The following is a 13,267-nucleotide window of genomic DNA, read 5'->3' as shown; positions in this document are numbered from 1 at the left end:
GTGCCCGATGCCACGATCGGTTGGCGAATGAGCGGCCGGGTTCAGCGCGACGCCGCTTGCGCGGCCGCGCCGGTGCGGGCGATATCCGTGGCCGCCGAAGGGAGCGAGCGCGGTGCGATACCCTTGTCGAGCCGCGCCAGCACGGCGCCCATCATGCGCTCGATGTCGCCGCGAATGATGTTCGTGCCGAGGATGCCGGGGACGTAGAAGTTGGGCATCATGCGGCCCGTGTACAGTATCTTCGTGCCGCCCGTTTCCGGCATCGGCACCAGTTCCCAGCGCGATTCGTAGTGTTTCATGTCGCCGGAAATGAGCGCGATGTCGATCGACGACATCGGTTGCTCGGTGGCGCGCACGATCAGGTGGATCGAGCGGGACATGAACAGGAAGCGGGCATTGCCGAACTGCTCGATGATGACCTCGTTGCCATTGCGCGAAAGCACACGGCACGACACCAGGTCCGGCACGAATTCCTCCATCCGGTCATAACCTGTCAGGATGCGCCAGACCACCGGCAGCGGCGCCTGCACGGTGCCGCTGGCATCGATCTCGTACATGTGCAGCGCATCCTGGGTGATGCGCTTGACTGCAACCTGGAGTTTGGACGCATCGGCGCGTTGCCCCTGCGCGAACACGAGCGCGGGAGCACTCCACCCTAACAACAATAGCAGCAACAGTTGCCTCATGGTTCCAGCGTACGGTAACGGGCAGAGGAACACAAGCGCGTTGCGAGCGTACGGTTAGCTGGCGCACGGAGCTTGCTCCATGCGCCGGTGCCGGCTGCCGTCAATGCGCGGCGGCCGCCGGCTGGCGGAAAGTGTCGAGTACATAGTCGCTCATGTTGTCGGCCAGGACCTGCTCGCCGATGAAGATCTTGCCGGCCTGTTCCTGGCGCAGCAGCTCCGCTTCCTCGTCGCTGTGGGTGCGCACGACGGTGCGGATGGCCGGGTTCAGCGCGCGCGCCGTTTCGATCATCGCGCGCACGTGGAAGGTGTCCGGCGTGGCGATCACCAGCATCCTGGCGTGGGCGATGTGGGCCTGGATCAGCACCGCCGGATCGCCCGCGTTGCCGGCCACGGCGGGAATGCCGTTGCGCCGCAGTTCGTCGACCAGCTCGCGGTTCTGTTCCGCCACCACGTAGTGGATGCCATGCTCGTTCAGCGTGCGGGCGATGTGGCGGCCGACGCGGCCATAACCCACCAGCACCACCTGGCCGGACAGCTTGGTGCGCGCCGTGGTCATCGGCAATTCCGCCAGCGGGTCGGCCGGCCGGTCGAATTTCGCCGCCAGCAGCTTGTTGCGGCCGAGCCAGCGCTCCAGCGGCCCGGTGGCGGCGAACACCAGCGGATTCAGGGCGATCGAGATGATCGCGCCGGCCAGCAGCAGGCTCTGCCCTTCGTGCGGCATCAATTTCAGCGAAATGCCCAGCGCGGCAAGGATGAACGAGAATTCGCCGATCTGCGCCAGGCTGGCCGAGACCATCAATGCCGTCTTGGCCGGGTAGCGCAGCAGTACCACCAGCAGGAACGCGGCGAGCGACTTGCCGAAGATGATGATCGCCACCACTGCCAGCAACTGCAGCGGCTGTTCCATGATGATGGCCGGCTCGAACAGCATGCCCACCGAGACGAAGAACAGCACGGCGAATGCGTCGCGCAGCGGCAGCGATTCCTGTGCCGCGCGGTGCGCCAGCGCCGATTCGCGCAGCACCATGCCGGCGAAGAATGCGCCCAGCGCGAACGAGATGCCGAACAGCTTGGTGGCGGCGAATGCGATGCCGACCGCGGCCGCGATCACGCACAGCGTGAACAGCTCGCGCGAGCCGGTGCGTGCCACCTGCCACAGGATCCACGGGAACAGCTTGCGGCCCACCACCAGCATGAAGCCGACGAACACCGCCACCTTGCCCAGCGTAATGGCCAGCGTCGTCCAGATGCTGGCGTTCGGGTCGACGCCGGTGGTGTCGCCGCCCAGCGAGGGCGCCAGCGCCGGCAGCAGCACCAGCACGATGACGGTGACCAGGTCTTCGACGACCAGCCAGCCAACCGCGATGCGGCCGTTGAAGGTATCGAGGATGCCCCGTTCTTCCAGCGCGCGCAGCAGCACTACGGTACTGGCGACGGACAGTGCCAGCCCGAACACCAGACCACCGCCGATCGACCAGCCCCACCAGTGCGCCAGTCCCATGCCCATCGCGGTGGCGGCGGCAATCTGCAGCACGGCACCGGGTAACGCGACCTTGCGCACCTCCCACAGGTCCTCCAGCGAGAAATGCAGGCCCACGCCGAACATCATCAGCATGACGCCGATTTCGGCCAGCTGGCCGGCCAGCGCGGCATCGGCCACGAAGCCTGGGGTGGTGGGGCCGAGCAGGATGCCGGCGGCAAGATAGCCGACCAGGGCGGGCAATTTCAGGCGGACGGCGATGAAGCCGAGGACGAGACCGAAGCCGAGGGCGGCTGCAATGGTGGTGATCAGGGGGACGTCATGGGGCATGCAGGCAGGGTTCCTTTCAGGCGGGGAGCGGGACGGCGGACGCCGGCCCTTGCCGAAAGTATAAACTGCCGTGGCTGTGCGGCCCCGCCGTTTCCTTTACGGAGCAGCCGGCCGCGCCGCGCTGGCCGCGGCACATGCGCTTGCCTCAGATTTTGCGCACCACCACGCTGCCGATCGAGTAACCGGCGCCGAACGAGCAGATGACGCCATGGGCACCGGCCGGCAGATCGTCCTGGTGCTTGTGGAAGGCGATGATGGAACCGGCGGACGACGTGTTCGCGTACGTGTCGAGCACCACCGGCGCTTCGTCCGTCGTGGCATCGCGGCCCAGGATCAGGCGCGCAATCAGCTGGTTCATGTTCAGGTTGGCCTGGTGCAGCCAGTAACGGCGGATATCCTCGACCTGCAGGCCGGCGCTGGCGATCGAGGACTTGATCATCTCCGCGGCCATCGGGCAGACGTCCTTGAACACCTTGCGGCCCTGCTGCTTGAAGAGCTTGTCCGGCTGGCCCACGCCCGCCTCGTCGAAGCGGTTCATGAAACCGAAATTGTTGCGGATATTGTTCGAGAACGACGTCTTCAGCTTCATGTCGACGATCTCGAACTGGTGTGCGGAGACGGCGGCCTCGCGCGCTTCGATCACGATCGCCGTGCAGGCGTCGCCGAAGATGAAATGGCTGTCGCGGTCGCGGTAGTCCAGGTGGCCGCTGGTGATTTCCGGGTTCAGCACCAGGACCGCGCGGGCCTGGCCCGTCTGCACGGCGGTGGCGCCGGTCTGGATGCCGAACGTGGCGGACGAGCAGGCCACGTTCATGTCGAAGCCGAAGCCTTCGATGCCCAGGGCCTGCTGCACCTCGATCGCCATCGCCGGGTAGGGGCGCTGCATGTTCGAACAGGCGACGACGACCATGTCGATGTCGGCCGGCGTGCGGTTGGCGCGGGCCAGGGCTTCCTTTGCCGCCGCGACGCACATTTCCGCCTGCAGCGACAGTTCTTCGTTGCCGCGCTCGGGAATGCGCGGCGCCATCCGGTGCGGATCGAGGATGCCCGCCTTGTCCATCACGTAGCGCGACTTGATGCCCGATGCCTTCTCGATAAACGCGGCGGACGATGGTTCCAGCGCGGTCACGGTGCCCGCCGCGATGGCGGCATCATGTTCCGCGTTGAACAGTTCCACGTAGGCGTTGAAGGCTTCCACCAGTTCTTCGTTCGAGATCGCATGCGGTGGCGTGAACAGCCCGGTACCGCTGATAACGGCTTGTTTCATAAGCAAACTTTCGAATTCGTTAAGCGGCGCGAGCACCGCTGAGGCGCAGATTCTACCTGAAGAAATGCACGAAAAAATGGCGTAAAAAAACGACGCCCGCAGGCGCCGTTGCGCGGTTCGCCGGCGGCGGCGATCACTTCGCGGCCGCTTGCACGATCGCCGATTCCGGCCTGGCCGTCTGCACCGGCAAGCCCTTCAGGTGGTTCAGCGCCTGCGCCAGCTGGAAGTCTTCGGCGCCGCCGTATTCGAGCGGCTTGCGCTTCTTCTCCAGCGCCAGAATGCGCGCCTGCTCCTCGAGCTCGTCGCGGCGTTCCTGGGAAGCCTCCGCCTCGCGGTCGTTCGCCAGGTGCCTGGACAAGTCCGCCTCGCGCATCCGCAGCGCGTTCAGGCCGTCGCCATCGGCGTGTTCGTTCACGTGCAGGTCCGGCACGATACCCTTGGCCTGGATCGCGCGGCCGTGCGGCGTGTAGTAGCGCGCCGTGGTCAGCTTCAATGCCGTGTCGGCGCTCAGCTGACGGATCGTTTGCACCGAACCCTTGCCGAACGTTTGCGTGCCGATGATCCTGGCGCGTCCGTAGTCCTGCAGCGCGCCGGCCACGATTTCGGAGGCGGATGCGGAACCGGTGTTGACCAGGACCGCGAGCGGCACGCGCTTGACGGCATCGGGCAGGCGTGCCAGCGGGTCGCTGTCGCTGCGCAGCGAGTAATACTCGGCGCGCGCATAGTAGATCTGCTTCGAATCGGGTAGCTGGCCGTTGGTGGACACCACCGGCGTATCCTTCGGCAGGAATGCCGCGGCCACGCCGATCGCGCCCTGCAGCACGCCGCCGGGATCGTTGCGCAGGTCGAGCACCATGCCCTTCAAATTGGGATCCTGCCGGTACAGTTCGGTGATCTTGGCCGCCAGGTCATCCACCGTGGGTTCCTGGAACTGCGCCACGCGCAGCCACGCATAGCCCGGCTCGACGATCTTGCCCTTGACGCTTTTTTGCAGGATTTCCTCGCGCACCAGGCTGAACGTGAGTGGTTGCGGCTCTTCGGCGCGCAGCACCGTCAACGTGACCTTGCTGTGCGGTTCGCCACGCATCTTCTTCACCGATTCATCGAGCGACATGCCTTTCAGCGGCATCGAGTCGAGGCGGGTGATCAGGTCGCCGGCCTTGATGCCGGCGCGGTAGGCCGGAGAATCCTCGATCGGCGCCACGATGCGGATATAGCCTTCGTCGCCCTGGGCGATCTCGATGCCCAGGCCCACGAAGCGCCCCTGCGATCCTTCGCGCAGTTCCGCGTAGGCTTTCTTGTCGAGATAGGCCGAGTGTGGATCGAGCGAGGCGACCATGCCGGAGATGGCTTCGGTCAGCAGTTTGCGGTCTTCGACCTTCTCGACGTAATCGGTCTTGATCAGGCCATACACATCGGCAAGCTGACGCAACTCCTCCAGCGGCAGGGCAGGCTCCGCGGCGCGTTGCGCCATCGCGGAGAACTGCAGCGAAACGGCGATGCCGGCCACCACCCCCAGGCCGACCAGGCCCGCGCGGTTGAGTGCCCCCTTCAGTGCACCGCTTTGCTGCTGGTCCGCGCTGCTGCCAGGGACACTGCTTGGATTGCTGCCGGGTGTGCAGCTGTCCGTGCTGTTTTCCGTGCTCACGCTGCTGGTCGCGCTGCTGTTCACGCTGCTGTTCACGTTGTCGGTCATATCATTGCCCTTCGAAACGCGCAGCGATCACTCGACCGCCGCCGGTCCAGTATAAACCTGATTTTCCATGATGTAGTGGCAGGCGCGTGATGCGGCCGGCGCTTTGCCGCGATTTACTGCGCGCCCGTTTTTCCTCCATGAGCCCTGCAACGTTACCTCTTCCTGGAGGGTTGTACTTCCACGTTAATGAGAGTTACGAAATGTAAGAATGCCGGAAAGCCTTGAAATCGCGTCCTACACTGGGCTCGTATTTCTCTCTACCCTGAAGTGGTTTTGGCCTGCGCCCCAAGCGCAGGCTTTTTTTTGCACGGAGCATTCATGAACACGTTGAAGAAGGGCGCGGCCGCGCTGGCCGCCGCGTTGCTGATGGCCGGTCCCGCCGGTGCGCTGCCGATGATGGAGATGCGCGCGCAGGACTTGCTGATGATGGCCCCTGCGCTGAAGGACGCGCTGAAGCTGAACGCCAACCAGCAGACCTTGTGGCAGCAGACCGAGAGCAGGACGCGCGCACTGCTGCGCGAGCGCCAGTCGCGCGCGGAAAGGATGCAGGCTGGGTCGCTGCGGGCGCTGGAGAATCCGGGCGTCGAGCTGCGCGACCTGTCCGGCGCGCTCGACAGGGAAGGCGCCACCGCGCTGGCCGAGGAGAAGCAGCTGCGCGAATGGTGGCTGGCGGTAAACGATGCGCTCGACGAAAGCCAGCGCCGCGCGGTGGCCGTGTTCCTCGCCGAGCAATTGCAGCGCAAACCGGAAGGGCCGGGCGGTGGCAATGGCGGCGCGCCGCGCGGCGAGGGCGGCGGGCACCGCGGCGGTCCGGGCGGCGGACCGGGCGGCGGCATGGGGGGCGGTATCGGCAACGTGGGCGGGGGGATCGGCATCGGCCGCTGATCCGTGGTTGATGCCCGGCCGCAACCTCGTGTACGCTAGTGGACGGGCGCGCCGATTCACGCAGTGCGCGCCCGCAACCCAGTCTCCATCCGGGAACGGCCCCCACGAAGGACCGCTCCCTTCATAGAAAGCGGCCACGTGAAACGACATCTCCTCTCCACTCTCATTCTTGCACTGTGCGCCACGGGCGCCATGGCAGCCGACACCGCTGCGCCGGTATCCGGCATCGACACCCAGTACATCGACCACGGCGTGCGCCCGCAGGACGACTTCTTCGAACACCTGAACGGCGGCTGGCTGAAGACGGCCGAGATCCCGGCCGACAAGGCCAGCTGGGGCTCGTTCATGAAGCTGCGCGACGATACGCTGCCGCAGCTGCGCGGCATCATCGAGGGACTGGCGGCGCGCAAGAACCTGCACGGTGACGAAGCAAAGATCGCCGACCTGTACGCCAGTTACATGGATGAGAAAAAGCTCGATGCGCTGGGCACCAGGCCGCTGAAAGCGGAGCTGGCACGCATCGCCGCCGTGAAGGACAAGGCGGCGCTGCCCGCGCTGGTGGCGCACCTGAACCGCCTGGGCGTGGTGACGCCGTATGCGGTGCGCGTATCGCAGGATGCGCGCGACTCGTCGCGCTACGTGGCCTACGTGGCGCAGAGCGGCCTGGGCTTGCCGGACCGCGATTACTACCTGAAGAAGGACGACGCCAAACTGGCCGACGCGCTGGCGAAATACGAGCTGCACATCGCCAGGGTGCTGGCGCTGGCCGGCCAGAAGGATACCGCCGCGCAGGCGAAGCACATCGTGGCGCTGGAGACGGCGCTGGCGCAGGCGCAGTGGACCAAGGTGGAAAACCGCGATCCGGTCAAGCGCTACAACAAGGTGGCGATCGATCAGCTGGCCATGCTGGCGCCGGGGTACGACTGGCAGGGCACCCTGGCCGCCGCCGGTATCACCGGCAAGACGGCGAAGGTTCCTGCTCAGGTACCAGCTCAGGTACCTGATTACGTGATCGTGATGCAGCCCAGCTACCTGCAGGGCTTCGTGAAGACGCTGAACGACACCGATCTCGCCACGTGGAAGGCATACTTCACGTGGCAGCTGCTGCGCGACGCATCGCCGTACCTGTCGAAGCCGTTCGCCGATGCGCACTTCGCGTTCTACGGCACCGTGCTGACGGGCGTCACGGAACAGCCGCCGCGCTGGAAGCGTGGCGTGGGTGTCGTCGAAGGCGCGATCGGCGAAGGCCTGGGCAAGCTGTATGTGGCGCAGCACTTTCCGCCGGAGCGCAAGGAGCGGATGGAAAAGCTCGTCCAGAACCTGCTGGCCGCATACCGGCAGAGCATCGACACGCTGGACTGGATGAGCCCGGAAACCAAGAAGGAAGCGCAGGCCAAGCTGGCCAAGTTCACGCCGAAGATCGGCTATCCGGACAAGTGGCGCGATTATGCGAAATTCAAGACCGCCAGCGGCGACCTGATGGGCAATCTGCGCCGCGCCGCGGAGTTCGAGTACGACCGCAACATCGCCAAGCTGGGCAAGCCGATCGACCGCACCGAGTGGGGCATGACGCCGCAAACGGTGAACGCGTATTACCGCTCGACCACCAACGAGATCGTGTTCCCGGCCGCCATCCTGCAGCCGCCGTTCTTCGACGCGAAAGCGGACGACGCCGTGAACTACGGTGCCATCGGCGCCGTGATCGGCCACGAGATCAGCCATGGCTTCGACGATTCGGGCAGCCAGTCCGACGGCGACGGCAACCTGCGCAACTGGTGGACCGAGCAGGACCGCGCCAATTTCAAGGCCAAGGCCGACCGGCTGGTGGCGCAGTACGACGGCTACAGCCCGCTGCCCGGCTACAACGTCAACGGCAAGCTGACGCTGGGCGAAAACATCGCCGACAATTCGGGCCTGGCGATTGCCTACAAGGCCTACAAGCTGTCGCTGAACGGCCAGCCTGCGCCGGTGATCGACAGCCTGACGGGCGAGCAGCGCTTCTACATGGGGTTTGGCCAGGTCTGGCGCGCGAAGATGCGCGAAGCGCAGCAGATCGTGCAGGTGAAGACCGACCCCCATGCGCCGGGCCGCTTCCGCGCCAACGGTACCGTGGTCAACCAGCCCGGCTTCTATGAAGCGTTCGGCGTGAAGGAAGGCGACAAGCTGTACCTGAAGCCGGAAGAGCGCGTGATTATCTGGTGATGCGTATCCGGTGACGAACATCCGCTGACCAACATCCGGCCGGGAAGGCCGGGAAGGCTGGCAAAAAGGCCACATGTCGTGGCCTTTTTGCCAGTCACGGCAGGCCGTATGGTATTGTCGACCGACCGGTAACCGACCGGTAAACCCATAGTCCTACACAAGAGGGAAATACCTTGAAACGACACCTGTTAAGTGCATTGACGCTCGGCCTGCTGGGCGGCGTGTGCGGCTTCGCAAACGCGGCCGACAAGGCCCCCGCCGGCAAGGCGGCATCGGGGATCGCGATCGAATATATCGACCCATCCGTGCGCGCCCAGGACGATTTCTTCGTCCACACCAACGGCAAATGGCTGGCCACCACCGAGATCCCGGCCGACAAATCCAGCTGGGGCGCCTTCCACAAGCTGCACGAGGATACCCAGCCGCAGCTGCGCAAGATCATCGAGGACGCCGCCGCCAGTGCGAAGGATGCGGACCAGCAGCGCATCGGCGATTTCTATGCCAGCTTCATGGATGAAGCACGCGTCGAACAGCTGGGCGTCACACCGGTCAAGGGCAACCTGGCCAAGATCGCCGCGATCGGCGACAAGAAAGCGCTGCCGCAACTGTTCGCCGAATTCAACCGCTATGGCGTGACGGCTCCCATCAACCTGACCATCCACCAGGACAACAAGGATTCGACCAAGTACGTGGTCGACTTCTTCCAGGATGGCCTGGGCCTGCCGGACCGCGATTACTACCTGAAAAAGGACGACGCCAAGCTGGCCGAAGCGCTGGCCAAGTACGAGATCCACGTGACGAAGATGCTGACGCTGGCCGGCGATGCGAATGCCGCCGCCAATGCGAAAGCCATCGTGGCGTTTGAAACGGATATCGCAAAGATCCAGTGGAGCAAGGTCGAGCTGCGCGACCCGGTGAAGGCGTACAACAAGTACGACATCGCCAAGGTCGGCGAACTGATGCCCGGCTTCGACTGGAATGCCTACCTGGCCGCCACCGGCGTGCAGGGCAAGGCAACGTACGTGATCGTCAGCCAGCCGACCTACTTCCAGGCGCTGGACAAGGTGCTGGCCGATACGCCGCTGGAAACGCTGAAGGCGTATGCGCAGTGGCAGGTCATCCACGACGCGGCACCGTACCTGTCGAAGGCCTTCGTCGACGAGAACTTCGCGTTCTATGGCACCACGCTTTCCGGCGCCACCGAAAACCGGCCGCGCTGGAAGCGCGCCGTCAGCGCCACGGAGGGTGCGCTGGGCGAGGCGATCGGCAAGGTCTACGTGCAGCAGCATTTCCCGGCCGAGTACAAGGCACGCATGGAAGTGCTGGTAAAGAACCTGTTGACCGCGTTCAGGCAAAGCATCGACACGCTGGACTGGATGACGCCGGCCACCAAGAAGGAAGCGCGGACCAAGCTGGCCAAGTTCACCACGAAGATCGGCTATCCGAACAAGTGGCGCGATTATTCGGCGCTGACCGTCAAGCGCGACGACCTGCTGGGTAATATGCAGCGCGCAAGCGAGTTCAACTACAACAAGGAGATGAACAAGCTGGGCAAGCCAATCGACCGCGACGAGTGGCTGATGACGCCGCAAACGGTGAACGCCTACTACAATCCGGAAATGAACGAGATCGTGTTCCCGGCCTCGATCCTGCAGCCGCCGTTCTTCGATCCGAAAGCGGATGATGCGGTGAACTACGGCGCGATCGGTGGCGTCATCGGCCACGAGATCAGCCATGGCTTCGACGACCAGGGTGCGCAGTATGACGGCGACGGCAACCTGCGCGACTGGTGGAGCCCGGCCGACCACAAGAACTTCAAGGCCAAGACGAGCCAGCTGGTGGCGCAATACGGTGCCTACAGCCCGTTGCCCGGCTACCAGGTCAATGGCGAGCTGACGCTGGGCGAGAACATCGGCGACAACTCCGGCCTGGCCGTGGCACACAAGGCCTACAAGCTGTCGCTGAAGGGCAAGAAGGCGCCGGTGATCGACGGCCTGACGGGAGATCAGCGCTTCTACATGGGCTGGGCACAGGTATGGCGCATGAAGATGCGCGAACCGGCCCAGATCGTGCAGATCAAGACCGATCCGCACGCACCGGGCCAGTTCCGCGCCAACGGCACGATGCGGAACCAGCCGGGCTTCTACGAGGCCTTCAAGGTGAAGTCCAACGACAAGATGTACTTGCCGCCAAAGGAGCGCGTGATCATCTGGTAACTGCGTGGTAACTGCGTGGTAACCGCGTGGTAACCGCGTGGTAACTACGCCAGAATGCCCCGCGTCAGCGGGGCATTTTTTTGCATGGCCGGTGCCATGACTGCGAAGGTGCGGGCCGCCGGGGTCTTCATGCGGGCCGTGCGCGGGTGGCGCCCATCATTGGACTGCGGCCGCGGATTGTGACCCGGACCGTGACCGCGACGGTCAGGAAATCGACTTCAGGCGATTCACGATACCGGCTTCTTCCCGCAACGAGAAGAAGAAGGGAAACAGCGATCGCTGCGCCTGGCCGGAAGGCTTGTCGGCGGTGCCGCCGAATTGCCTTATCTGTTCCGCCATCTCGTTCAGTTCGACGGCAAGCAGATAGGCAGGAGCTTGCACACGCGGGTTCTCCCTCACAGCCCCGACACGCTTAAACCCCAGCATGCTTTCGTAGAAGCGGCGGTGACGCGGATTCACTTCGATCAGCGCATGGGTGCGGTCATGGATGTGATACGAGTAGATGAACAGCGTGTGAAACAGTGCTGCCAACGCGTGTTTCGACCGAACGGTGTGATCGAACGCCAGCTTGGTAATCTCACAGACCCGAGCGCCGCCATCGCGCAGTGCATCGACGTGGTCCCTGAAAATCTCGTCCGCCAGAAGGCCGGACGACGAATCGATTCCCAGCGTAACGGTGCCGATGGTGCTGCCGTTTTTCTCCGATGCGGCCAGTGTGATGCGGTTGGGGTTGGATTCGACCTTGTGGGTCGAGCCATAGCCGCGCCAGGCATACATCTTGTTGATCAGCAGGCTGGCGGAATTGCGGCCTTCGTCGGTATCGGCGAGACGGATGCCGAAGGTCTTGGTATCAATGATGATGTTTTGCAGATTGCCGGCCGGTTCGGCCTCCGAGACTGGCAAATCATTCTTCAGCCCGAGAGCATCGTCGAGATGCTCTCCTGGCCCGGAGGCATTTGCCCTTTCACTTAAGGTTGCCATGACTTCCCCTCCGTTGATAGTCGATATTCGTTGCGTTACCTCATGTACAGTTGCAAGGCCCGCATTGCAGCGATGATATACCGAAGCCAGCCTCAAGAATCGTGAAGATTGTGGATACAGGCTGATGACAAGGTTTTTGTCGCATATCGAGGGGAAAAGAGCACACCATTCCGGCTGTCCTTGCGGGCAGGTCCCGTCACGCTCGACAATCTTCAGAAAGGGTCGTGCCGGCTTCGGTCATCAAGGGCGCACAGTGCCGGGATCTTGTTCCCCTGCGGTGCGCCGTTGCGGATCGCAGGTCAGCCTTTCGGCGCTTGCGCGGCTGCGGCGGGCGCAGTCGCGGAAGGGGCTGCAGGTTCGGCAGCGGCAGGGGCGGCGGTAGCAGGGGCAGTGGCAGGCACTTCCGGCTCCTTGAATTTGGCACCGGACTGGTTGGCCATGAATACCACGGCACGCGCGACTTCAATATCGTCCAGGTCCGGGTTGCCGCCCTTGGCCGGCATGGCGCGCAAGCCTTCGACCGCATGCTTGAGGACCGTATCGTAACCCTGCGCGATCCGGGCTGCCCAGGCGCCGCTGTCGCCTGTTTTCGGCGCGCCGGCAATACCGGCGCCATGGCATGCCTGGCAAGTCGACGTATAGACCGCCTCGGCGGTCTGCAATACCTTCGGCGCGCTGGCATCCTTGAAAGTAAAGCCTTCGTCGGCGACGGGTTTCAGGCGGGCTGCGATGGCTTCGGCTGACATGGCATTGGATCCGGCACCGGTCAATTTTTGCTGAGTGACGAACTGGACCAGCAGGATGATGCCGAAGATGGTGACGAGGAAGAATGCGATGACCGCTGCTGCAAGTTGCTTCGGAGTCCGGATGAGGGATTGGTGCTCGTGGTGTGCGTCGCTCATGATTTCCTTAGTACAAGTGGCTGGTGGACCAGCGCGTGAATGTTGTAAACATCGGGGTACTTGGGTATGGCAGACTTCTCGCCGAGAAACCGGCTGATTATAGTCCCAAAATTATGGCGCGGGAAACAACTCGGCCGTGCCGGAAACGGGCCGCTGCGTACGGCTTCACGTGGCAGCCACGATCTTCATAAGCAAAATACTTGTGCTTTCGGATAGACGCGCGGCACGAAAGCCGGTATCCTTCGGGTCTCCGTGCGGCTGTAGCTCAGTGGATAGAGTATTGGCCTCCGAAGCCAAGGGTCGCTGGTTCGATCCCAGCCAGCCGCACCAATAGAATCAATGCGTTACGAGGGTATTCGGTATCCGGGCAGACATGGTTTCTGTTCGAGTAACCCTCAAGTAACCTTCCTCGCCTTCCCTGCATTAACTTCCTGCATCAACTTCCTGCGTCGCATCTCCTTCATTACACCTGCATCACTCCCTGCGTTAACCCTTCCGCATCCTCTCTGTCTTAAACCCGCGCTGATTCCGGACTTTCCCGCGCTGCCGATATACCGTTGGCCGACTGCCGCATGTTCGGATGCCCTTGTTCCGATCGCCGCTGGTCTGCTGTTCGTGGGTT

9 protein-coding genes and 1 tRNA gene are annotated in these 13,267 nt (G+C 63.7%); 4 read left to right on the top strand and 6 right to left on the bottom strand.

Annotated features, from left to right (window positions below):
• Positions 1–41 precede the first annotated feature (41 nt).
• From FHS02_RS23325 to FHS02_RS23310, 4 genes are all read right to left on the bottom strand, one after another.
• Positions 42–686, bottom strand: a complete 645-nt coding sequence (locus FHS02_RS23325; RefSeq protein WP_137315557.1) for an SRPBCC family protein — start codon at positions 684–686, stop codon at positions 42–44.
• A gap of 100 nt (positions 687–786) precedes the next feature.
• The gene (locus tag FHS02_RS23320; RefSeq protein ID WP_137315558.1) at positions 787–2,496 is read right to left on the bottom strand and encodes a cation:proton antiporter domain-containing protein; all 1,710 of its coding nucleotides are present in this window, start codon (positions 2,494–2,496) and stop codon (positions 787–789) included.
• 145 nt (positions 2,497–2,641) lie between these two features.
• Positions 2,642–3,763: a beta-ketoacyl-ACP synthase III gene (locus tag FHS02_RS23315; protein WP_137315559.1), complete on the bottom strand. Its 1,122-nt coding sequence runs from the start codon at positions 3,761–3,763 to the stop codon at positions 2,642–2,644.
• A 133-nt stretch (positions 3,764–3,896) separates the two neighbouring features.
• Positions 3,897–5,459, bottom strand: a complete 1,563-nt coding sequence (locus tag FHS02_RS23310) for a S41 family peptidase (protein WP_371861424.1) — start codon at positions 5,457–5,459, stop codon at positions 3,897–3,899.
• Positions 5,460–5,777: 318 nt separating this feature from the next.
• Between FHS02_RS23310 and FHS02_RS23305 the strand changes: the two genes are divergently transcribed.
• The 3 genes from FHS02_RS23305 to FHS02_RS23295 all read left to right on the top strand — a co-directional run bounded on the left by FHS02_RS23305 (position 5,778) and on the right by FHS02_RS23295 (position 10,762).
• Complete coding sequence (locus tag FHS02_RS23305; protein ID WP_137315560.1) at positions 5,778–6,344, top strand: hypothetical protein; 567 nt, start codon at positions 5,778–5,780, stop codon at positions 6,342–6,344.
• A 138-nt stretch (positions 6,345–6,482) separates the two neighbouring features.
• Positions 6,483–8,546, top strand: coding sequence for a M13 family metallopeptidase (locus FHS02_RS23300; RefSeq protein WP_371861426.1), 2,064 nt, complete (start codon positions 6,483–6,485; stop codon positions 8,544–8,546).
• 173 nt (positions 8,547–8,719) lie between these two features.
• On the top strand, positions 8,720–10,762 hold the full coding sequence (locus tag FHS02_RS23295; RefSeq protein WP_137315561.1) for a M13 family metallopeptidase: 2,043 nt from the start codon (positions 8,720–8,722) through the stop codon (positions 10,760–10,762).
• A gap of 204 nt (positions 10,763–10,966) precedes the next feature.
• Here FHS02_RS23295 and FHS02_RS23290 read toward each other — a convergent pair whose 3' ends face one another.
• Positions 10,967–11,743, bottom strand: a complete 777-nt coding sequence (locus FHS02_RS23290) for an N-acyl amino acid synthase FeeM domain-containing protein (protein ID WP_229422295.1) — start codon at positions 11,741–11,743, stop codon at positions 10,967–10,969.
• A gap of 299 nt (positions 11,744–12,042) precedes the next feature.
• The gene (locus tag FHS02_RS23285; protein WP_137315562.1) at positions 12,043–12,645 is read right to left on the bottom strand and encodes a c-type cytochrome; all 603 of its coding nucleotides are present in this window, start codon (positions 12,643–12,645) and stop codon (positions 12,043–12,045) included.
• Positions 12,646–12,899: 254 nt separating this feature from the next.
• On the opposite strand from FHS02_RS23285, the gene FHS02_RS23280 reads away from it, so the two are divergent.
• Positions 12,900–12,975 (top strand) — tRNA-Arg (locus FHS02_RS23280).
• The last annotated feature ends 292 nt before the right edge of the window (positions 12,976–13,267 follow it).

The organism is Pseudoduganella umbonata (assembly GCF_014192225.1).
Taxonomy (GTDB): Bacteria; Pseudomonadota; Gammaproteobacteria; order Burkholderiales; family Burkholderiaceae_D; genus Rugamonas; species Rugamonas umbonata.
This window is presented reverse-complemented; position numbering and strand designations above follow the sequence as displayed.

Bases quoted from the DNA above. Each gene is read 5' to 3' on its own strand.
- FHS02_RS23325 (WP_137315557.1), bottom strand. From the start codon at position 686: ATGAGGCAACTGTTGCTGCTATTGTTGTTAGGGTGGAGTGCTCCCGCG.
- FHS02_RS23320 (WP_137315558.1), bottom strand. From the start codon at position 2,496: ATGCCCCATGACGTCCCCCTGATCACCACCATTGCAGCCGCCCTCGGC.
- FHS02_RS23315 (WP_137315559.1), bottom strand. From the start codon at position 3,763: ATGAAACAAGCCGTTATCAGCGGTACCGGGCTGTTCACGCCACCGCAT.
- FHS02_RS23310 (WP_371861424.1), bottom strand. From the start codon at position 5,459: ATGACCGACAACGTGAACAGCAGCGTGAACAGCAGCGCGACCAGCAGC.
- FHS02_RS23305 (WP_137315560.1), top strand. From the start codon at position 5,778: ATGAACACGTTGAAGAAGGGCGCGGCCGCGCTGGCCGCCGCGTTGCTG.
- FHS02_RS23290 (WP_229422295.1), bottom strand. From the start codon at position 11,743: ATGGCAACCTTAAGTGAAAGGGCAAATGCCTCCGGGCCAGGAGAGCAT.
- FHS02_RS23285 (WP_137315562.1), bottom strand. From the start codon at position 12,645: ATGAGCGACGCACACCACGAGCACCAATCCCTCATCCGGACTCCGAAG.